Genomic DNA, 22,091 nt, shown 5'->3' with positions numbered 1-22,091 from the left:
TGTGCATAGCTCACCTATTGCCATACGATTCCTTCTCAGCCTCACGGAACTGCAGTTAAAGGATGCTGTATTGTCTAAACGTATTATGACAGAGCAGCTCGTAAATGTCAACGATCATTTCTTAACATTTGCAAAATCTTTTCGAATTCTTCCGGGAGCGATGCTTCAAACTTCAAAAACTCTTTTGTTCTTGGATGCTCAAAACCAAGTACGCCTGCATGAAGAGCCTGTCCATGAATCGGAAGTGTTTTTTTCGGTCCATATTTTGGATCGCCGGCTAGCGGAAAACCGATATATTTCATATGCACGCGGATTTGATGCGTTCTTCCAGTTTCCAGTCGACATTCAATATATGTATAATCCGAAAATCGTTCCAGCACATGAAAATGGGTGACAGCTTCTTTACTGTTTGTTTTTGTTACCGTCATTTTTTGCCGATCCTTTGGATCCCTGCCGATCGGAGCATCAATTGTGGCATGATCGTGCGGAATTACCCCGTGTACAATCGCCTTATATCTCCTTTCAACCCTCTTTTCCATTAATTGATTTGCTAATGATTCATGAGCGTAATCATTTTTGGCAACCATTAATAAACCTGAAGTATCTTTATCAATCCGGTGAACAATTCCCGGGCGAAGGACTCCGTTAATTCCGGACAAATCTTTACAATGATATAAAAGACCGTTCACAAGCGTTCCTGAAGTGTGTCCCGGCGCTGGATGAACGACCATCCCACGCGGTTTATTGACAACGATGACATCTTCATCCTCATAGTATATATCAAGCTCCATCGGCTCAGGCTTGACATCCAGCTCTTCCGGTTCTGGAACAGATACAGTGATGACATCACCAATTTGGCACTTGTAATTGGCCTTCACCGATTTTTCATTTACTGAAACAACCCCGTCCTTGATCCAATTTTGGACCGACGTTCTTGACCAATTCTCATCTTTATTGGCCAAAAATTTATCTATTCGTTCATTTTCCTCTTTTTCCGTCACAATAAAAGTAAATTGCTCCATTTTCTACTCCTTTTGCTTCTTTTCTTCAAAAAACAGAAAATATATGAAAAGTAAAATAACACCGATTGTTAAAGATGAATCGGCAATATTAAAAATTGGAAAATTATAACCGAAAATATATGTATGGATAAAGTCCACCACCTCTTTGCGGAAAAGGCGGTCAATAAAATTCCCAATCGCTCCGCCGAGCATTAAGCTGAGAGCAACCCCCAGCATTGCATTTTGTTTCGCATATTTTTGCATATAATAAATAATCGCTACGACAACAATAATGGTAATCACATAAAAGAACACCATCTGGTTTTGCAATATTCCCCAAGCCGCTCCTTTATTGCGGTGAGACGTTATGTATAAAAATCCGTTGATAATTTCAATGCTTTCGCCAATTTCCATATTTTTTACGATCAGCCATTTTGTCCATTGGTCGAGAGCGATGACAAATAATGCAATCAAATATTTAAGCACACTGCGTTCCTCCACTCACTGGCAAGTTTCCATCAAATTTTAGCACATTTTTTGACAAACAGTAAAGAAGGGGAACAAGCAAAAAAGTGAAGATTGTTCACTTCACTTCTTAATGATATTCTAGTGTTTTTTTTAAATATGATTTCATATTGAGAAAATCATGAATCGTTCTGGCTGTCGGAATTTGTGCCAATTGTTCGAGCGGCAATTTTTGCAATGTTTCTTCACATATGCCATAAAGTCCATATTCCATTTTTTCCAATGCAAGCTCAACATCGTTGAGCTCATTTTTTACATCCCGGATAAAAATCGGGTCATCCAATTGACTTTTGGCGAGCCGCGCATTAAGTTCGTTCTTCATTAACGTTAATTCGTCTTTGATTTGATCGAGCGGATTCATTATTAAAACCCCCTCGTCTGTTTTGTATTTATATTGTAACCGCCGTACTGCCTCCTATCACATTCAAGTTTTTCCACACACGTAAATAGCGGCTTGGAAATGATTCACACTTTAAAAGCTAAAAAGCTGAATTCTTCTTTCAATTTTGAGCAAAGTATTCATTTTTGAAAAAGCATCCGAGAAAACTTTTCCAATTGACTATGACGGATTTCAATGAAAGATCGTTCTTTTTATGACACTTCTTTATGAGGAAGCATTGCTAAATGAAAAAACTCCCTGTTTGCACAGGGAGCTGATAAAACTATGCTAAATGGCTGTAGTGATCTTTCACAATGCTTGCACATCTTTTGCACAATGTCGGATGGTCTTGATCAGTGCCTATATCTGTTGAAACAACCCAACATCTTTCACAAGTTTCACCATCCGCTTGCTTCACAATTATTTTGATGCTATCAAATGTTTGCGCTTCTTCTGGAGCATCTTTGTAATCACCGGCAATTTCTAACTGGGAAACAATAAACAGCTGTTTTAAGTCCTCTTGTATTGAATTGAACAATTCTTTTATTTCTTCGTTCGGATAAAGGATGAGAGCAGCATTTAACGATTTGCCGATCACTTTTTCATTTCGGGCAATTTCCAGGGCCTTTAATACATCATCTCGAACTGACATAAACTGATCCCATTTCGCTTCAATCTCTTTGCTGCCTTCAATCTCTACAGCTTCCGGCATATCGACAAGCTGTACGCTCTTTTCTTCAACTGATTCAATATGTCCCCATACTTCTTCTGTTGTATGCGGCAAAATCGGTGTCATCAGCTTTACAAGAGCAAGAAGCGTTTCATATAAAACTGTTTGGATAGAGCGTCGATTATGGCTGTCAGCAGCCTCAATATACAGAATGTCTTTTGCAAAATCAAGATAAAATGAGCTTAGCTCAATCGTACAGAAATTGTGAACGTCATGATAGATGGATGCAAAATCATATTCTTCATATGCTTTTCGCACTTTGGCAATTAGTTTATTCAGTTTAATGAGAATATAGCGATCCACTTCTCTTAATTTTTCTACAGAAACACGATGCTGATTTGGATCAAAATCAAACAAATTTCCTAACAAGAAACGGTACGTGTTGCGAATTTTCCGATATACTTCAGATACTTGTTTTAAGATTGCATCAGAGACGCGAACATCCGATTGATAATCAACTGATGCTACCCATAGACGAAGAATATCTGCTCCAAACTGTTCCGTCACTTTGGCAGGAACAACAACATTTCCTAGCGATTTGCTCATTTTCCGTCCTTCGCCGTCCAGCGCAAATCCATGGCTTAAAACGCCTTTATATGGAGCTTTTCCGGTGACAGCAACTGCTGTAGACAGCGATGAATTAAACCAGCCGCGATATTGGTCAGAGCCTTCTAAATAAAGATCAGCAGGACGCTGCAAATCTTCCCGTTCAACTAAAACTGCTTGATGAGAAGAGCCTGAATCGAACCAAACGTCCATAATGTCTGTTTCTTTTGTAAAAATGCCGTTCGGGCTTGAAGGGTGTGTAAATCCTTCTGGAAGCAGGTCTTTTGCTTCGCGTTCAAACCAAACGTTCGAGCCGTGCTCGCGGAACAGTTTTGCCACATGTTCAATCGTTTCATCTGTTATGATCGGCTCCCCATTTTCACCATAAAACACTGGAATTGGCACGCCCCATGCCCGCTGACGGGAAATACACCAATCGCTTCGATCGCGGATCATGTTATGAATGCGAATTTCTCCCCAATTAGGGATCCATTTCGTTTCTTTAATTGCTTGCAGCAATTCGTCTCGAAAATCTTTAATGGACGCAAACCATTGCGCTGTTGCTCTGAAAATCGTTGGTTTCTTTGTCCGCCAGTCATGTGGATAGGAGTGAGTAATAAATGAAAGCTTTAGCAATGCCCCTACTTCTTCTAATTTTTCCGTTATTTTTTTATTTGCGTCATCATAAAACAATCCTTCGAACCCTGGAGCTTCTTCTGTCATGTACCCTCTTTCGTCGACAGGACATAATACGCCTAGGTTATATTTTTGTCCGACGACAAAATCGTCTTCCCCATGGCCTGGCGCTGTATGGACGCATCCTGTACCAGCGTCGGTCGTTACATGTTCGCCAAGGATCACTAATGAATCGCGGTCATAGAACGGGTGTTTCGCAACCACATATTCCAGCTCTTTGCCTTTAAACGATTTCACTACTTCATATTCTGTCCAGTCCAGCTCTTTTGCCACTTCTTCGAGCAGGGCAGATGCGATCACAAACTTGTCAGCTCCAACCTTCACTACAGAATATTCCAAATCAGGATGAACAGCAATTCCTAAGTTTGCAGGGATAGTCCAAGGAGTAGTCGTCCAAATGACGATTTTTTCTCCATCTGTTAATACATTTTTTCCGTCCTTTATTTCAAATGCAACATAAATAGAAGGCGAGCGTTTGTCATAATATTCAATTTCCGCCTCTGCCAAGGCAGATTCGCTCGATGGAGACCAATAAACCGGCTTCAAGCCTTTATAAATATATCCCTTTTTCGCCATTTCTCCAAAGACGCGAATTTGCTGAGCTTCATATTCTGGTTTCAAGGTGACATATGGATTTTTCCAGTCGCCTCGAATTCCAAGGCGTTTAAATTGCACGCGCTGCCGCTCAATTTGCTCCCATGCATATTGCTCGCAATGTTTTCGAAACTGCGCGACATCCATCTCTTTTCGATTGATTTTTTGTTTCTTCAAAAGTGCTGTTTCAATTGGCAGACCGTGCGTATCCCATCCTGGAACATACGGTGCGCAATATCCGCTCATGGATTTATAACGGACAATAATGTCTTTTAAAATTTTGTTTAAGGCATGCCCCATATGAATATCCCCGTTTGCGAACGGAGGACCATCATGTAATATGAAAAGAGGCCGTCCTTTCGTGCGCTCCTGCACTTTTTCATAAATATCCATCTCTTCCCATTTTTTCTGGATCTCAGGTTCTTTTTTCGGAAGGTTTCCTCTCATTGGAAAGTCTGTTTTCGGCATTCGTAACGTCTCTTTATAATCCATTCCCATTCCTCCACATAATATTTGTTCACTAAAATAAAAAAACTCCTCATCCCTAAGGGACGAGGAGGAATCTCGCGGTACCACCCTTTTAGATGCGCACAAATCATGCACATCCACTCATAAACATAACGGACTTGGCCGCCACAGCCTACTAGCATGTTTCAGCTATGGACTCAAGGGTGATGTTCATCCTTTCGCCTTTACCCGGGCTTCCACCGTCCCCGGTTCGCTGTCATAAAGGGCTTGAAAGGACTACTGTCCCTCTCATTGTTTTGTCATATTCCGTTTTATTTTCGTATTATATGAAATCACGAACAAAAAAGTCAAGTTATACTTTCGGTTCTTCCGCTTCTTCTCCTAAGATTGGCTCGACATTGTATTCCATTAAGTGATCCCAATCATCATTTTTTAGCAGATCAAGCTGTGCTTCGATGAGCATTTGAAAACGGGTGCGGAATACTTTTGACTGCTTTTTCATCTCTTCGATTTCCATTGCAATTTTATGCGATTTAGCAAGTGCTTCATTGATGATTCTGTCAGCATTTTTTTCCGCTTCTTTAATGATCAGCTTCGCTTCCTTTTGAGCGTTTCTTTTCACATCTTCCGCAGCTTCCTGCGCAACTAAAATCGATTTATTTAACGTTTCTTCTATATTTGTAAAGTGATTCAGCTTCTCGGTTAATTCCTTCACCTTTAATTCCAATTCTTTCTTTTCGCGGATGACCATTTCATAATCTTTAATCACTTGATCTAAAAACTCATTTACTTCATCTTCATCATAGCCGCGAAAGCCTTTTGTAAATTCCTTGTTATGAATATCCAGCGGGGTTAAAGGCACAAATTCCACCTCCATATGTATGTTTTTCGCAAAACACTAATCCAATTATAAACGATTTTTCGACAGAATGGGCAAAAATCTTTCCATTTGTAATATTATTTTTGTATTCCGATCTTAATGCGCCACTTATCTTTTCTTGTTTTCCCTTCAATTGCCAAAACTTTGCTTCTTCCGAATCCTCGGACAGATAACACATCATCTTCCGCAATTTCAAAATGAGCATCCTCAACAATTTTCCAATTGACTTTGACGAGACTATTTTCAATAAGCGATTTTATTTTTTGCCGAGATTGGTGATAAACATTTGCTAGAACAGCATCGAGCCGAAGCGAAGAAACGGTGATCAAAGAAATATCCATTTCTTCTTCATGAGAAAACACATCTTCGAATGGGATCTGTTTCAAACGAACGGAAATCTTTCCAATTTTATTCCAGTTCAGCTGCAGGAAATTGGCAATTTCTTGCGCAACCATGACTTGCACCGTTTCATCATGAATGATAATGTCGCCGAACTTGCTCCGTTTTAAGCCGAGCGACATAAGCGATCCAAGCACTTCGCGATGTGATAATGTCACGAATTTTTTCGGGAACATGATTTCAAATGCGAACATTGAAAAATCATCTAATGTCGGTTGAATATAGTCAGGGTAAAAAAAAGCCCGCTTTCTTTCAGCATTTTTATAGCCTCCGAAAAATTGCACGTGAACATCCGGATTTTCACCGATCAATGTCTTAATGATTTTCTGTTCCCGCGGATCTAAAAAATCGGTCAATTTTGGCCGATATTGCTCAGTCACAATTTGTTTCCATCCAAAGACTTTGTCAATGAACTCCCTTTCTTCTTTGCGAAAATGCTGATAAACACTCTCCATAAGAGACAACTCCAATTATGATATGAAAAGAGCCGATTGGCATACAAAACAATTCGAATGTCAATCGGCGAATGAATTTTATGAAATCATACTAAAAAGAGCATACAGCCCATAATCTGCAAAATGCAGGGCAATCAATGCAACAATAGGAGATACATCAATCATCCCTAATGGAGGAATGATTCTTCTAAACGGTTCTAAATAAGGCTCACATATAGCCGCTAAAAATTGTCCAATGGACGTTTCCCTTGCATTCGGAAACCAAGACATCAAAATATAAATGATAATCGCATAGGAATAAATATCGAGCAAAAAACTTAATATGTTATATATTGTCCCCATCAATCATTTCTACCACCTTTTATTTTCATCATCTGCCATGAAATCGGAAATGGAGCCGGCGACATCTACGTTATCTGGGGTACATAAAAATATGTTTGTTCCAACACGCTGGATGTCTCCGCCAATCGCATAAACAGTGCCGCTTAAAAAATCAACAATTCTTTTTGCCTGATCATGCCCGATCCGCTGCAAATTGACAATGCATGAACGGCGGTTTTTCAGATGATCAGCAATTTCTTGCGCCTCTGAATACGTTCTTGGCTCACATAATATTACTTTAGTGGATTTTTGGGCGCTTTGCAAACTTACAACATTTTGTTTTCCGAAAGCGGCATTTTTTTCAACGCTGCTGTTGTGATTGAACATAATCGGTTCATGTTGGTGTTTCTCTTCCGGAGCTTCCATATCTTCAATCTCATAATCTTCATCATCGAGGGCAAAAAAGCTTTTAAATTTATTCTTTAAGCTCATCTGATTTACCTCCAGTTTCGTTTTATGTACCTACTAGCGAGGAGCCGATGCGAAGATAAGTAGCCCCTTCTTCAACCGCGATTTTGTAGTCGTTGGACATCCCCATTGATAGCTCTGTACATGGTGCATTCGCTATATTTAGTGCTTTCACTTGTTCCTGCAGTTGCTTTAAACTTCGGAAGCATCTTCTGATTTCATCTTCATCTTCTGTAAATGGAGCCATTGTCATTAATCCGACAACTTCGATATGGCGATACTCCTTCAACTGTTGAATAAAATCAATGCATTGTTCAGGAGCCACACCATGCTTTGACTGTTCGCCAGATGTATTTACTTGCACAAAGCATTTGATCGTTCGATCTGCTCTTTTTTCAATTTCGTTTGCTAGCGATATTCTATCCAACGAATGAATATAATCCACCTTGTCTATAATATTTTTCACTTTTCGAGTTTGAAGTGTGCCGATGAAATGCCAGACAGCTTTTGACCCAATGCTGTTATATTTCGATAAAAAACCGTCATCCCTGTTTTCGCCTAAGTGTAAAATGCCTGAATTTATCGCCTCTATAGCCCGTTCTACCGTTACATATTTCGTCACTGCAATAATTTGGATATCATCTATTTTTCGATTTGATTTTTTGCATGCTTGTTCGATTTCCTGTTGGATTCGTGCTAAATTTTCTTTCACTGACAAGGCTTAGTATCCCTCCTTCAAACCGATAAATCCCATCATTCGTCCTGTTTTCCCTTGATCTCTTCGATGGGAAAAAAACAAATCTTGATCGCAGCTTGTACAATATGAGGTCAATAGGATTTGATGTTCCGGCACTCCTTTTTTCATTAACAATCTTTTGTTGATTTCTGCAAGATGAATAGAATAAAGGCCGTTCTCAAGCTGTTTATAAAATGTCGTCTCATTGTCAAAAAGAGGTTTGATCGCATCGATCACATCGTCATTGACGACATAACAGCATTCGCCGATTGAAGGACCTATGGCTGCAAATATATTTTGAGCTTGCACACCTTCGTGCAAAACCCAACTGTCGATCATTTCACCTGCTATATTTTTCGCAGTCCCTCTCCAGCCCGCATGTGCGATGCCAATCAGTGAGTCTTTTGGAGAAAAAAAGAAAATCGGAACACAATCAGCAAAAAAAAGGGAAAGTAATATATTTTTTTCCGATGTGTATAGGCCGTCCGTTTGAGTGATGCATTGACGATATGTAAAAACCCCTGATCCTTTATGTTTATTTACTACCTTGACAATTTGTTTGTCATGGACTTGATCGGCACATACCCAGTTTGGTAGATCAAAACGAATTTTGTCCCCAATGATTTTTCGATTTTTGATCACCGTTTCCTTTTCATCATTCACATGAAGACCTAAATTTAATGAAGCAAAACCATTCTTGGAAAATCCTCCTTTTCTCGTCGTAAAACCTGCTGTAATCTGAGAATGAAGCTTCACCCAAGCAGGTATGGAGAAAAAAGATTCATCTGTTAATTGAAACGGTTCATGTTTCATTGTACCATTCCTCTTCGACAATTCTCTTATTTTTATTTTAACATATCTTTAAGCCAACATTTAACCAAAATTCGTGCGATTCTTATTCTGTTTCAACATTTTTCGAAACTCTTACTAAAATAACATCTTTTCCGATTTTTACGATGTTCCTCCAAGGAATGACAATTTCTTCCCCTTTTCCAAAAAAACCTAAAACCTTCCCTTGACTAGTGATCATGATCGCTTGAATTTTACCAGTTTTTAAGTCGATGTCAACGTCTTCAATGCTTCCTAATTTTTTTCCGTCATGGACATTCACAACATCTTTTATTTGCAAATCGGAAATATGGATCATGCCGGCTTCTCCCCTCAAGTATTTTTACAATCAGTATATGAGTTTTTTTTTGAATGATGATAAAGGGGCTGTCCAAAAAGTCAGGGTAACTGACTTTTTGGAGCCCCTCATTTTTTCACTTTTTAAAAAAAATGCACAAAAAAATCGTCCTTTCTAGTAAAATGAAGTTACCACACAACATTACAGAAAGGACGATTTTTTATGAGCAATCAAATGATTACTCGTGAAAATTATAACACACAAATGACACTTCCTCTAGATGGAAAAGAAGAAAAAACTCCTGCCAAAAGAAATTTAGCCCCTACTTTCAAACCATATGACAACCGTCAAGTTCAAATGATTTATGATATTGAATCTCTTATACCCGAACATCACGTGGCACGTGTCGTGGACGAAATGGTGGAGGCGATACCAGATAAACAATTGTTTTCTCATTATAAAGGCGGCGGCAGAAGTTCCTATCATCCCAAAATGATGCTGAAAATCATTCTGTATGCTTATTCTCAAAAGGTTTATTCCTGCCGAGGAATCGAAAAACTCGTTAAAGAAAATATTCCTGCCATGTGGCTTTCAGCGATGCAACAACCAGATTTTCGCACCATTAATGAGTTCCGAGGGGAACGGATGAAAGCTTTAATGGATGAGCTCTTTGAAGTCATGATTCTCAAATTGATAAAAGAACATTACATCACGATGGAAAACTACTTTTTGGATGGCACTAAGATCGAAGCCGATGCCAATAAGTATTCTTTTGTGTGGAAAAAATCCACTTTGAAATTCGAAGAGAAATTAAAAGAAAAAATCCAAGAAACACTAAAGCACATTCATGAATTAACCCAATTAGAAGCCGGAACAGGGCAAAAGGAAAGCGATCAACATACAGAGATCACCGAACAAAACCTGGAGGAAATCGCAAAAGAAATAGAAGAAAAAGTTGAAACGCTAACGGAAGAAATCGAAAAGGAGACCGATACATCCATTCGGAAAGAGAAGCGAAAAAAACGCAGTCAATTAAAGAAATCGGTGAAACAAATTCGTGAAGATTTCCTGCCCCGAATGGCAAGATACAAGGAACAAAAGGAAATGTTCGGTGACCGTAACAGCTACTCGAAAACAGACAAAGACGCAACCTTCATGCGCATGAAAGAAGACCATATGAAAAACGGTCAGCTCAAGCCCGGATACAACGTGCAAATGGGGACAGAGAATCAGTTTATCTTGTTTTATACCATTCATCAACGACCGACCGATACACGTTGCTTTATCCCACATATGGAGAAGCTAGCCTCCAGTTCATTACCGATGCCCAAAACGGTCATTGCGGATGCAGGCTATGGTAGTGAAGAAAACTATGTATATGCAGTTGGTGATGAGAAAGAGCCCCGTTTTGAGTTTCTAATTCCTTATGGGAGCTATGTAAAAGAACAAACACGTACATACAAAAAAGACATTAAAAATGCCAAAAACTGGACCTATTGTGAAGAGGAGGATTGTTTTATTTGCCCGAATGGAAGGAGAGTAACGTTTAAAAAATACCAAAACAAAAAGAATCCATCTGGCTATGAACAAAGCTTCAAAATATACGAATGTGAAGATTGTACCGATTGCCCATTGAAAGCGAAATGCACAAAAGCGAAGGGAAATCGTCAAGTTCACTGGAATCCCATCTTCGAAGAAATGAAAGCAAAGGCCAAAACAGCCCTTGAATGTGAAGAGAAAGCCGCAATCTACGCTCGACGCAAAGTCGAGGCAGAAAGTGTGTTCGGTCACATCAAGGGCAATCGGTCGTTCCGCAGATTTTCTTTGCGGGGCCTCGACAAGGTACATGTTGAGTTTGGGATTGTGGCATTAGCCCACAACATACTGAAAGTAGCCGGCATCCGCCAGCTACTTTCAGATAAAAATCGAAAAAATATAAAAGCAAGTGGAGAGAAACGAATTGTTTTTCTCCACTTGCTTCATTTTAGGGACTTATCGGACAGCCCCAATGATTATTGAATATTTTTGGTCATTTGTTTAATGGCAGCTTTTTCAAGCCGAGAAACTTGAGCTTGGGAAATGCCGATTTCTTCTGCTACCTCCATTTGTGTTTTGCCTTGAAAAAACCTTTTTTTCAATATCAGCTTCTCCCGATCATTCAATCTTCTGATCCCCTCTTTTAGAACAATTTCTTCAATCCACTTGGAATCGCGATTTCGCTCGTCGCTTAACTGATCCATGACAAAGATCGGATCACCGCCGTCGTTATAAATCGGTTCAAATAATGAAACTGGATCTTGAATGGCGTCTAAAGCAAAAACGATTTCTTCATGCGGCACATTCAGCTCTTTAGCAATTTCTTCTGCCTTCGGCTCACGTGACGTTTCGCTCATGAGTTTTTCACGCACCTGCAAAGCTTTATAGGCAATATCACGCAATGATCTTGAAACACGTATCGGATTGTTGTCTCGCAAATATCGACGAATTTCACCGATGATCATCGGTACAGCATAAGTAGAAAATTTTACGTTTTGGCTCAGATCAAAATTATCTATAGATTTCATCAACCCAATACATCCTACTTGAAAAAGATCATCGACAAACTCGCCTCTGTTATTAAATCTTTGGATGACGCTTAAAACGAGTCGCAAATTTCCGTTGACAAGCTTTTCTCTGGCTGATAAATCACCGCTTTGCATTTGTTTAAATAATTCTCGCATTTCTTCATTTTTTAAAACAGGAAGCTTCGAAGTATCAACACCGCAAATTTCAACTTTATTTCTTGTCATTTCGTTTCCCCCTTACAGGAGTTCTTGCTGTCTTAAGTTAAGTATCTCCCTGAAGGGGAAAAATATGCACAAGCTTTTCAGAGTGAACACGCTGTTGATTTTTCGCTATACATGCGACTAGCAAGCAAAAATTACACCATTTTATTAAATTCTTTTCGAAGACGCTTAATAATTCTTTTTTCCAATCTTGATATGTAAGATTGAGAAATCCCGAGCATGTCAGCCACATCTTTTTGCGTTTTTTCTTCTCCGCCATGCAATCCAAACCTAAGCTCCATTATTTGTTTTTCTCGTTCATTTAATTGCTGCAGCGCCCGCATTAATAGCTTTCGGTCAACATTAGCCTCCAAATCCTTTGTAATAATATCGTCTTCTGTTCCGAGAACATCCGAAAGAAGCAGTTCATTTCCATCCCAATCAATGTTCAACGGTTCATCAAAAGAAACTTCAGATCTTGTCTTATTATTTCTGCGCAAATACATTAATATTTCATTTTCTATACATCTAGATGCATATGTCGCAAGCTTGATCTTTTTTTCGGGATTAAAGGTGTTGACTGCTTTAATTAGACCGATCGTCCCAATGCTGATCAAATCTTCAATATTGATGCCGGTGTTTTCAAATTTTCGGGCAATATACACGACAAGGCGCAAATTTCGTTCAATCAAAATCGAACGGGCAGCCTTATCGCCGCTCGGAAGTTTTTTTAACAGTATTTCTTCCTCTTCCTTCGAAAGCGGAGGCGGCAGCGCTTCGCTTCCGCCGATATAATAAATTTCATCTGTTTTGATCCCTAATTTTGTTAAAAACTTGTACCATATATACGTGAGATAAAGCTTAATTTTTTTCATGTTGTTCCCCCTTCTAAACAAATTGGTTTATGAGTATGCTATGAATAAAGGCTAAGAAGCATCTTTTTGTTTACCCGTCTGGATCATTTTTGGATGAATAATGCATTGATAATCGTCTTCGCTTGAAAGCCGCGAATGATTTAGTCCAATAAGCGGGCGGGACAGCATTAATGATTCTTCTTTTGTATGAATCACCACTTCGTCTGCTATTACGGCTAATAATAACTGAAGATCCTGGCCAACAGACCGATACGGAATAATTTTCAGCCTGCCGATCCATTCTTTCTGTTCTATGGCTGTCACAGCCTCCATAGGATTTCGATTAGAAATGACTTGGTGCATACTTTCAGGAAACACGGTCATTAATTTTTCCGCTTCGGCAATCATGACTGGCTTCTTAGTGATGGGATCATACAATTGATTGCCGCTATCAATCAATCCTTTTACTATTACTTTTTTCTCCATCATCGTGATCGAAACATCGACAATTTGATCATAGTGGATTTTTTTTGCTTCAACCTGTTCAAGCCGCAAGCGGGAAAAATACCAAATAATCGGAAAGCCGACCACGATAAATAACCAGCTGACAGGATTTCCGAAGCCATTTCCATTTGTTAAAATCATGTTATTTTGAAATGAAAAGCCTACTTGAAAAAAATAATAAGTGCCAAGCATACCTCCCCCAACTGCAAAAGTGACAAAATAGAAAGTCAATAAATTTTCTATAAAGTAGCGAAACTTCTTAAAGCCAAAAGCATAAAGAACCATCACACATGAGAGGATTAGTTTTGATTCCGGACGGCTCGCCAGCTGTGCGAAAGGCGAAAAAAGCAATATCACAATAGCGGAGCCGATGAGCGAAGCAATCATTATTTTTTTCCATACAATGTTTCTCTTTAAGATGATTGCTGTAAGAAAAAGGAGCATGATATCAAAGCAAAAATTCATCAGCCAAATAGCATCCAAATAAATGGTCAACCGCCTCTTCCTCTCCCACCATTCAATTTTCTAGGCTTCTGACTTGCTATTAATAGGTAGTATAAACGCTATTCATTCCAAATTGTGTCAAATAGTGGCGAGTACAGCATACAATTTTTGACGGATTCCTAATGTTTTCGTCGAATGGAAAAATGGTTAAAGAAAAAAACGGTACAAGCCTTTTAGAGGAAGAAAGCTAAATTGCTGAAGTTGTAAACACTTTCGTTAAGCGACGATGGGGAAATTACAGGAGATCTTTTCTTAAAAAAGCTGCGTAAATGTTTTTACTTTTTCAGAACGAAGAAAAAGCCTGGCTAAAAAAGCCAGGTCCTTTCGCGTATATATCTGCAATTTATATTTCAAAAAAATATTAGAACTTACCATATACTTGGCATTTCATTTTCAGCAAGGATCCGTATTTTTTTAAAATGGCATGTCGTATTTTTTCATAAAGTTTTGATTCATTCATTTTGCTATTTTCGGGAACGCGTTCAAATCTGTTTATTTATTTTTACATAATGTTTTGATTCATTCCGCCGTAATGCGATTTTTGAACAAATCATGCCTAATAGGAATCTCTGAATCCTGCAAATATTTATGTTCCAGTCCAATATTTAAACTGTTTTACGCATGCAAATATTAAAAACCTTCCATTTTGCCCGCTTGATGAGCTTTAAGAAAAAAGCATGGATGACGTCTATTGTCACCCATGCTTTTTTTAGCGGCGCTTTCTGTTTCTTAAAAATGTCGGGATGTCAAGCGTATCTTCTGCCTGCTGCAATGCACGGCTCGTAATGTCGTGAGTCGGCTCTTCCTTTTTCACTTCACGCTTAGTTGCAACATTTGGCTTCTTATTAGGAGCAAATGGTCTCGCTTCTTGCTTGCTAGGATTTATTTCAGTTTCTCTAAATCCAGTTGCAATCACTGTTACAACAATTTCATCCTTCAAATCTTCATTAATAACAGATCCAAAGATCATGTTGACATCTTGGTCCGAGGCTGATGCAACAATATCGGCTGCTTCTTGAACCTCATATAGGCTTAAATTTGTTCCGCCGGTAATGTTCATCAATACTCCTTGCGCCCCGTCAATTGAAGTTTCAAGAAGCGGACTTGAGATTGCTTTTTTGGCAGCTTCAGCCGCTCTGTTCTCTCCCGTTGCTACTCCGATTCCCATCAATGCAGAACCTTTGTTCGACATAATCGTTTTCACGTCCGCAAAGTCTAGATTGATGAGTCCCGGCACAGCAATTAAATCAGAAATACCTTGCACTCCTTGACGAAGAACGTTATCCGCTTCACGGAAAGCTTCAAGCATCGGCGTATTTTTATCAACAATTTCAAGAAGTCTGTCATTCGGAATCACAATAAGAGTGTCAACGGCTTCTTTCATGGCTGCAATTCCACCAGCCGCCTGCATAGCGCGTTTTCTTCCTTCAAACGTGAACGGCCTCGTGACAACGCCGACCGTCAGTGCTCCTAAATCTTTGGCAATTTGCGCAATGACAGGTGCTGCACCAGTTCCGGTGCCTCCTCCCATTCCAGCCGTTACAAACACCATGTCTGCACCTTTTACAGCTTCTTCAATTTGTTCCTTGTTTTCTTCAGCAGCTTTTTTTCCGACCTCTGGATTTGCTCCTGCACCAAGGCCCCTTGTCAATTTTGCGCCAATTTGCATTTTTGTTTCTGCTTTTGAAAGGTTTAATGCTTGTGCATCAGTGTTGACAGCAATGAACTCTACACCTTGCACACCATGTTCAATCATCCGGTTGACGGCATTATTTCCGCCGCCTCCTACTCCAATAACTTTAATTGTTGCAAAGCCGTCAATATTCGTATCGAACTCCAACATGCAAAATCCTCCCTAATCCATCAATGCTCTATTGACGAAATTTATTCGAAAAAGTACCCAAAAAATTTCTTCACTCTGCTCATTTTTTCTTCATTTTGACGCTTCGTTTTTTGCTTTAAAGTCACTTCATTCGCTTCACTCGGAACAGTTTGCTTAATCTGTTCCACCTCCACCTTCGATCCAATCCGTCTCCCTTGAATTTTTGCATTTTTGTAGGCAAACTGGATGAGACCGACACCTGTCATGTATTGAGGATTTCTAACACCTATGTAGTCGGGGCTAGCAATCCGAACATTGTGGGCGAGTACAGTTTGAGCAAGTTCAAGCACACCAGGAATGTTTGCACTTCCGCCAGTTAACACGAAACCTCCGGGCAATTCCCTGAAGCCCAGTTTTGCAATTTCTTGAGCTACAAGCAGAAAAATTTCCTCCATTCTAGCCTCAATAATATCAGCTATTTGAAGCTGATTGAATTTTTGCATTTTATCGCTGCCTATAATCGGAACATCAAACACCTCGTCTTCAGATGCATGATCATAAAAGGCATGTCCATGTTTAATTTTAATTTTTTCAGCATTTTCTGTGGAAGTTCTAAGACCAATTGATAAATCGTTGGTAATGTGTTCTCCCCCAACCGGTAGAACGGAAGTTGTTTTTAACTCTCCGTTTTCAAAAACTGCAATGGTAGTGGATCCCCCGCCAATATCGATAAGAGCTACGCCTAAATTTTTTTCGTCTTTGGATAAAGCAACTGAACCACATGCGAGAGGCTGAAGTGCAATATCCGTAATTTCAAGGCCTGCACGTTCAACGCAGCGCAGTAAATTATGTAGAATAGTTTTTGATCCGGTGATGAGCAGCCCTTCCATTTCCAGCCTTACTCCCAACATTCCCCTTGGATCATGTATCCCGTCAAGACCGTCTACAATAAACTGCTTCGGAATGCAATCTATAATTTCCCGATCTGGGGGAATGGATAAAACTTGTGCAGCTTCAATGACACGCCTTACATCTTCATTTTGAATTTCTCGGTTTTCACTTGAAACTGCCACTACTCCTTGACAATCTTGAAGTTTTACATGAGAGCCGCTCACACCGACAACAACTTTATGGAGGGGCATGCCGATCATTCTTTCCGCTTGTTCCACAGCCTTTTTAATAGAATGAACGGTTTCATCTATATCAACAATTGATCCTTTTTTTAAGCCTTTTGATTTCACATTACCAACACCAATAACGTTTAACGATTCATCCATCATTTCGCCAATGATTACTTTTACATTGGATGTACCGATGTCAAGACTGACAAATATTTCATTGCTGTTCAATGCTTTTGGCACCTCCTTATCCAATACTACTATTCTATTACGTCCAATAGAACAATACAATGAAACGAACGTTACATATTTGTTTCAATTTGTATATGTGTAAATTCAACACTTGATCTATTTTCCCTTTTAAAAGTTGGATTTTTTTTTGTGCGTATTTCTGCCGCTGTTCCATTTTGCGATTAAAATTCTGCGAATAACCGCTATATTTTGGAAAAGCCGAACTCCAAAAGCAAACATTGCTACTAAATACAAGTCTACACCAAGATGAACGCCGAGAAAAGCTAAACTTGCAGCTAAAAGTATATTAAAAAAGAATCCGGAAACAAACACAAGCTCATCATAAGAATTTTGCAAGTATGCCCGGAATCCCCCGAACAGAGTATCAAGCGCAGCAAGTATGGCTATTGATAAATAGTTGGAATATTCATCTGGAATTTGAATGTTGCTGTACAGACCTAAGATGATACCTAAAAGAATTCCGATAACCGGGAGCCACATAACTAATTCCCTTCCTTTTCATCTTTAAGAGGTGCCATATTTTGAATGCGGATCGATTTTTCATAAGGCGGTATAATTAGCTGTTTCTGCGGTGCAGATACGGTCAATTTCAAATTATCAATCGCAAAATCGTCTTTCAATGCAGATCCATTTATTTTACTGTAAAGTTTTTCAGCGTCGTTTGATAAAATTTTGATTTCAATCGGGTAAGTGTTCAGACTGTTTCCGTCAATTTTCGTTATTCCGTTAATATCGCGGATAACGGTTGTGTTGACAACTCTGTATCCGTTTATTGAAATTTCTTTTGCTTCATAAGAGTTCACTTCATTGATCAGACGCTTTAAAAGCTCTGGCGAAATCGGCTGAATAGGTTTTCCGAGCAGGTTGCTGTCAAACAAAGGCTCAACTGTGAGAACGACACCCTCACCTTTTACTTCGGTTAAACCCGCTTTCGCCTTCAGCTCTTCTAAAGTATCTTTCAACGCTTTTTCAGGACTTTCGTTTTTTTCCATTTCCCTTTGCATTTGGTCATATTTGCGGATTTCTTCTAACAATTCCACTTGAAGCTTTTGTTCTCTTTTTAAATCTTCACGGAGCTCCCACATATCCCTCGTATCACGCTCGTCCGGTTCTTCTATGGATCGATATTGCACGCCAAGCATAAACCCAAAAATTGTTGTAATGATGGAAAATGTAAAGGCAAATTTCCATTTTGGTTTAATCAATCGTCCATCACCTTTCTTTTTTCTAGAGCTAGGTTAGCTAGGGTTTCCGCTAATCATCCAGTTCATTTGACAAATAGGGCCCCATTTTAATTTCTTTTTTCTTTTCCACCTTTACAACAATATTTTCATAGGCAAGCTGATCCAAAACGCCTCCTGCAATGTTTAGCGCCTGCGTCAATACCTCAGCATCTCCGATGGCAGAAATAACAAATGGAGCGGGAAATTGGTTTCCATCTACCGTTACGACGGGGCCGTTACAGATGATATAAGAATGATGGAATATTCTTTGTCCGTTGATCGCTACAGCGGTCGCACCTGAAATGAGCAATTCATTCACAACTTTAAAGATGTGGCTTTCATGAACAATATAATTGTTCACATTTTCCCCTTCTGGAACATAAGAAGAGTCTTCGAGCGTCACTTCAATCCCTTCGCCGACAACCCCTACCTCTCCTACAAACATCCTCAATTTTTCAACATCTTCAACTAAGTTATAATAAAGCTCTTTCTCTTTTTTCAATTGCTCTTCAATTTCTGTAACTTTTTTTTGTTTTTGAAAAAGCTCCTCCTGGAGCTTCCGGTTTGTTTCTTCTTGATTGATCAGCAGCTTTCTTGTTTCATATTCTTTTTCCCACTGTTCTGGTGATACATTCAAATCTTTTCTTTCTTTTGTCCATTGAAAAGAATATGAAATTAAGAAACCGACGACGAGCATAATAAAAAATAACATGACATGGCTGGCATTAGCTTTCCTCATCGGCTTTGTCCCCTTTATTCTTCTGTGATCCTTTCTTGCTGTAAGGCTCAAAATAAGAACCGACTTCTAAGTGGATAATCCCTTTTACTTTCGGGTTGAGTTCTTTTACAATCATTGGATATGAACGCATTTTTTCAGCAAAAGTTTTCATAGAAGCTCTCACTTCATAGCCGTTGTTCATAAATAATGTAATTATGTACGGATCCATTTTTTCCGGCGTATAGTGAACCTCAGAAATGGAATTGGAAATGGAATGCGGAAGGTTTGTCAATTGTTCAGTCATGAGATGAGCAAATTCAGCATCGTCAAAACCGAATAAGATCGGAGCATCAGGCACTTTTACGCTTTTTTGTCCATCTAAAGTTTCCCCGTTTTCCAAAACCGGGTAAAAGGATGATCCATTGGACACGTAGGCTACTCGTTTCATTTCTTCAATTTCAATCCGAATGGTGTGAGGGAAAATTTTGACTATGTTCGCACCTTTCACTTCTTTATGTTTTTTCAAGGCTTTGATCGTTTTTTCTTTATTAACACTCCAAAAATTCGTCTGTTGATCGATACCGGAAAGCGAAATGATTTCATCGCTGGGAACATTGACATTTCCGCTCACTTCTACGTTTTTCACTTTGCTTAACGGCGTTTCTAAATAAATAATTAATAAAATAAGCAAGGAGAAGGTGAGAATAAATAGTATAAATCTCCTATTTGCCTTTTGTTTGCGCTGCTGCTTGAGCTTCGGTATCCGATCCTCGATTGAAACGATTTTTTCTTTTTCCAAGTCTATGTTCACCCCATCCTAGATTCATTGAATCCAGGTTTAATATATAAGCTTGTCCAAAAGGAGCAAAAAATGTTTAAAGGTGAAAAAACGGCAATAGCATGCCGTTTTAAAAAAATCTTGTTGAAATATTATAACATAATGTACAAGCTGAAAGGGAGAAAGATTTTTCCTATTTATTCCTTCCAACAATTTCAACTTCCGTTTCCATTTTGATTTGGAATTGCTCGTAAATCGTCTTTTTTACAAAATCGATGAGGGCCAGAACATCTGAAGCTGTTGCATTGTCTTCATTGACAATAAAATTCCCGTGCATCTCCGATATTTTTGCGCCTCCGATTTTGTAGCCTTTTAAGCCGGCTTTTTCAATGAGCTGACCAGCATAATGAGGAAGGGGGTTTCGGAAAATGCTTCCTGCGCAAGGATGGTTCCAAGGTTGTGTTTCACGGCGATATTCTTTATTTTTTTGCATCGTGGATACGATGCTGTCTCTATCTCCTTTTTTTAATTGAAATACCGCTTCTAAACATATTCCCGGGCGCTTTTTTTGCAAGATGGAGCTGCGGTATGAAAATTCCATTTCTTTATTGGAAAGCCATTCTAATGTCCCATCTGCAAACAAAATATGCGCCTTTTTGAGAACATTTGAAATATCCGAGCCGTGCGCACCCGCATTCATATAGACCGCACCGCCTACAGATCCGGGAATGCCGCTGGCAAATTCTAAACCAGACAATCCTTTTCTGCTGATCAATGTTGACAGGCTGACTAATGAATAGCCTCCCCCTACTGTGATCTCCTCATCTTGAATGGTTAAATGGCTGATGCCGTTTCCTAATTTAATTACGACCCCGGCAATTCCTTCATCTAAAACAAGTAAATTGGATCCTCTCCCTATTACGCGCCAATCTGCATGATGCTTTTTGATGATTTCCATTGTTTTCATTAAGCCTTCAATGCTTTTTGGCTCGACAAACACATCTGCCGGTCCGCCGACTTTCATCGTTGTATGTTTTTTTAACGGCTCATTCTCAAGCACTTTTCCTACATCAGCTCGAATTAACTCTTCCAACAGCTGCTTCACATGTATCCCCCCATTTTCAAATCTTGTTATTAGCAGCGGCAAGTTCGTTCATGACTTGATAAAGCCTTTTGGCTGCATCACGAACTCCCAGTTCAAAAGAAGCTTCGCTCATGCTCTTCAACGTTTCCGGATTCAGTAAAATTTGATCGATCAACGTTAACAAACGATGCCCTGTTAAATTTTGTTCAAGCAATAAAACGGCAGCGTTTCTTTCACTGAGTGTGCGGGCATTTGCTTCTTGATGATTGGCTGTAACATACGGGCTTGGAATTAATATGCTTGGAAGACCAAGCGCTGTTATTTCCGCTAAAGTCGTAGCACCTGCTCTTGATACGATTAAATCAACTGCTGCCAGCACATCCGGCATTTGGTGGATAAACGGTTTGATAATAATATTTTTCAGCCGGCCGCAATCACCTATTTGTTCCATTATTTGCTTGTAATGAACCTCACCGGTGACATAAACAATTTGATACGGCTTTTTCGATAATTCGTCAAGGATGCTGAGGACAGATTCATTAATCGGTCTTGCCCCGCGGCTTCCTCCAAAGATGAGCACGGATTTTACATTCTCTGTTAAATTTAAAGATGATTTACCTTTTGCCCGATCGCCGCCAATCACTTCCTGCGCGCGAGGATTTCCTGTTAGAACAACTTTTTCTTCCGGAAAAAATTTTTTGGAGCTTTCAAAAGAAATGGCGACTTTATCAACATATTTTGCTAAAAATTTATTAGTCAAACCAGGCACGCTGTTTTGTTCGTGGATGATTGTCGGTATTCCGAGTCTGCTGGCTGCATAAACGACTGGTCCCGAAACATATCCTCCAGTCCCAATTACAACATCCGCCTGAAACTCTTTTAGCAGCTTTTTGCAGATGGCGAAGCTGTTGAAAAATCGATAAACTGTTTTAACATTATCAAACGACAGCTTTCGTTTAAAACCGCTAATTTTAATCGCTTTAAACGGGATCCCTTCCCGTGCCACAATCTCTTTTTCCAGTCCATTTTCCGTCCCTATATATAAAAAATTGGCATGAGGGTCATATTTTTTCACTTCTTTTATGAAAGCAAGCGCAGGATAAATATGACCGCCGGTTCCTCCTCCACTTACGACAATGTTCATT

Annotated in this window: 23 protein-coding genes and 1 other annotated feature; of the genes, 1 reads left to right on the top strand and 22 read right to left on the bottom strand. The window is 39.3% G+C overall.

What is annotated here, in order from left to right; translation table 11 throughout:
- Positions 1–107: 107 nt before the first annotated feature.
- The 11 genes from NSQ94_RS07945 to NSQ94_RS07895 form a co-directional block, all read right to left on the bottom strand.
- Complete coding sequence (locus NSQ94_RS07945; protein ID WP_339230512.1) at positions 108–1,022, bottom strand: RluA family pseudouridine synthase; 915 nt, start codon at positions 1,020–1,022, stop codon at positions 108–110.
- 3 nt (positions 1,023–1,025) lie between these two features.
- Positions 1,026–1,502, bottom strand: coding sequence for a signal peptidase II (gene lspA, locus NSQ94_RS07940; RefSeq protein ID WP_063388476.1), 477 nt, complete (start codon positions 1,500–1,502; stop codon positions 1,026–1,028).
- 94 nt (positions 1,503–1,596) lie between these two features.
- Positions 1,597–1,887, bottom strand: a complete 291-nt coding sequence (locus NSQ94_RS07935; protein WP_130156256.1) for a molecular chaperone DnaK — start codon at positions 1,885–1,887, stop codon at positions 1,597–1,599.
- A gap of 301 nt (positions 1,888–2,188) precedes the next feature.
- The gene (gene ileS, locus NSQ94_RS07930) at positions 2,189–4,963 is read right to left on the bottom strand and encodes an isoleucine--tRNA ligase (RefSeq protein WP_063388478.1); all 2,775 of its coding nucleotides are present in this window, start codon (positions 4,961–4,963) and stop codon (positions 2,189–2,191) included.
- A gap of 52 nt (positions 4,964–5,015) precedes the next feature.
- Positions 5,016–5,240 (bottom strand) — a binding site (T-box leader).
- 51 nt (positions 5,241–5,291) lie between these two features.
- Positions 5,292–5,801 carry a DivIVA domain-containing protein gene (locus tag NSQ94_RS07925; protein WP_063388479.1) on the bottom strand — a complete coding sequence of 170 codons (510 nt, stop codon included), beginning with the start codon at positions 5,799–5,801 and terminating at the stop codon, positions 5,292–5,294.
- Positions 5,802–5,896: 95 nt separating this feature from the next.
- The gene (locus NSQ94_RS07920) at positions 5,897–6,673 is read right to left on the bottom strand and encodes an RNA-binding protein (protein ID WP_063388480.1); all 777 of its coding nucleotides are present in this window, start codon (positions 6,671–6,673) and stop codon (positions 5,897–5,899) included.
- 78 nt (positions 6,674–6,751) lie between these two features.
- Positions 6,752–7,015, bottom strand: coding sequence for a YggT family protein (locus tag NSQ94_RS07915; RefSeq protein ID WP_063388481.1), 264 nt, complete (start codon positions 7,013–7,015; stop codon positions 6,752–6,754).
- Between the two features lie 9 nt (positions 7,016–7,024).
- Positions 7,025–7,486 (bottom strand): cell division protein SepF, encoded by a 462-nt coding sequence (locus NSQ94_RS07910; protein ID WP_063388482.1) that lies wholly within the window; start codon positions 7,484–7,486, stop codon positions 7,025–7,027.
- A gap of 22 nt (positions 7,487–7,508) precedes the next feature.
- Positions 7,509–8,180: a YggS family pyridoxal phosphate-dependent enzyme gene (locus tag NSQ94_RS07905; protein ID WP_066246582.1), complete on the bottom strand. Its 672-nt coding sequence runs from the start codon at positions 8,178–8,180 to the stop codon at positions 7,509–7,511.
- A gap of 3 nt (positions 8,181–8,183) precedes the next feature.
- On the bottom strand, positions 8,184–9,011 hold the full coding sequence (gene pgeF, locus NSQ94_RS07900) for a peptidoglycan editing factor PgeF (RefSeq protein WP_066246584.1): 828 nt from the start codon (positions 9,009–9,011) through the stop codon (positions 8,184–8,186).
- 82 nt (positions 9,012–9,093) lie between these two features.
- Positions 9,094–9,345 (bottom strand): YlmC/YmxH family sporulation protein, encoded by a 252-nt coding sequence (locus NSQ94_RS07895; protein ID WP_063388485.1) that lies wholly within the window; start codon positions 9,343–9,345, stop codon positions 9,094–9,096.
- A gap of 201 nt (positions 9,346–9,546) precedes the next feature.
- Between NSQ94_RS07895 and NSQ94_RS07890 the strand changes: the two genes are divergently transcribed.
- Complete coding sequence (locus tag NSQ94_RS07890; protein ID WP_339230510.1) at positions 9,547–11,343, top strand: IS1182 family transposase; 1,797 nt, start codon at positions 9,547–9,549, stop codon at positions 11,341–11,343.
- On the opposite strand, the gene sigG is transcribed toward NSQ94_RS07890, so the two are convergent.
- The 11 genes from sigG to murG form a co-directional block, all read right to left on the bottom strand.
- Complete coding sequence (sigG, locus tag NSQ94_RS07885; protein WP_063388486.1) at positions 11,337–12,113, bottom strand: RNA polymerase sporulation sigma factor SigG; 777 nt, start codon at positions 12,111–12,113, stop codon at positions 11,337–11,339. The two genes, NSQ94_RS07890 and sigG, sit on opposite strands and share 7 nt — an antisense overlap.
- 131 nt (positions 12,114–12,244) lie before the next feature.
- Positions 12,245–12,964 carry an RNA polymerase sporulation sigma factor SigE gene (gene sigE / locus NSQ94_RS07880; RefSeq protein WP_063388487.1) on the bottom strand — a complete coding sequence of 240 codons (720 nt, stop codon included), beginning with the start codon at positions 12,962–12,964 and terminating at the stop codon, positions 12,245–12,247.
- Positions 12,965–13,015: 51 nt separating this feature from the next.
- On the bottom strand, positions 13,016–13,942 hold the full coding sequence (spoIIGA, locus tag NSQ94_RS07875; protein WP_327856266.1) for a sigma-E processing peptidase SpoIIGA: 927 nt from the start codon (positions 13,940–13,942) through the stop codon (positions 13,016–13,018).
- 718 nt (positions 13,943–14,660) lie between these two features.
- Entirely contained in the window at positions 14,661–15,794 is a 1,134-nt protein-coding gene (gene ftsZ, locus NSQ94_RS07870) for a cell division protein FtsZ (RefSeq protein WP_063388489.1), read from the bottom strand.
- A gap of 41 nt (positions 15,795–15,835) precedes the next feature.
- On the bottom strand, positions 15,836–17,122 hold the full coding sequence (ftsA, locus tag NSQ94_RS07865) for a cell division protein FtsA (RefSeq protein ID WP_063388490.1): 1,287 nt from the start codon (positions 17,120–17,122) through the stop codon (positions 15,836–15,838).
- A 129-nt stretch (positions 17,123–17,251) separates the two neighbouring features.
- Positions 17,252–17,623, bottom strand: coding sequence for a small basic family protein (locus NSQ94_RS07860; protein ID WP_063388491.1), 372 nt, complete (start codon positions 17,621–17,623; stop codon positions 17,252–17,254).
- 2 nt (positions 17,624–17,625) lie between these two features.
- Positions 17,626–18,348 carry a DUF881 domain-containing protein gene (locus NSQ94_RS07855; RefSeq protein ID WP_232515562.1) on the bottom strand — a complete coding sequence of 241 codons (723 nt, stop codon included), beginning with the start codon at positions 18,346–18,348 and terminating at the stop codon, positions 17,626–17,628.
- A gap of 49 nt (positions 18,349–18,397) precedes the next feature.
- The gene (locus NSQ94_RS07850; protein WP_063388492.1) at positions 18,398–19,105 is read right to left on the bottom strand and encodes a DUF881 domain-containing protein; all 708 of its coding nucleotides are present in this window, start codon (positions 19,103–19,105) and stop codon (positions 18,398–18,400) included.
- Complete coding sequence (locus NSQ94_RS07845; RefSeq protein WP_063388493.1) at positions 19,092–19,883, bottom strand: cell division protein FtsQ/DivIB; 792 nt, start codon at positions 19,881–19,883, stop codon at positions 19,092–19,094. The genes NSQ94_RS07850 and NSQ94_RS07845 overlap by 14 nt, the downstream gene beginning before the upstream one ends.
- 172 nt (positions 19,884–20,055) lie before the next feature.
- On the bottom strand, positions 20,056–20,967 hold the full coding sequence (murB, locus tag NSQ94_RS07840) for a UDP-N-acetylmuramate dehydrogenase (protein ID WP_066251810.1): 912 nt from the start codon (positions 20,965–20,967) through the stop codon (positions 20,056–20,058).
- A 16-nt stretch (positions 20,968–20,983) separates the two neighbouring features.
- A complete protein-coding gene (gene murG, locus NSQ94_RS07835; protein ID WP_063388495.1) occupies positions 20,984–22,090 on the bottom strand; it encodes an undecaprenyldiphospho-muramoylpentapeptide beta-N-acetylglucosaminyltransferase in 1,107 nt (368 codons plus the stop codon).
- Position 22,091 lies beyond the last annotated feature (1 nt).

Source organism: Aeribacillus sp. FSL K6-2833 (assembly GCF_037965815.1).
GTDB lineage: Bacteria > Bacillota > Bacilli > Bacillales > Aeribacillaceae > Aeribacillus > Aeribacillus composti.
The sequence above is the reverse complement of the archived record's forward strand: the minus strand, read 5'-3'. Positions and strand labels throughout refer to the sequence as shown.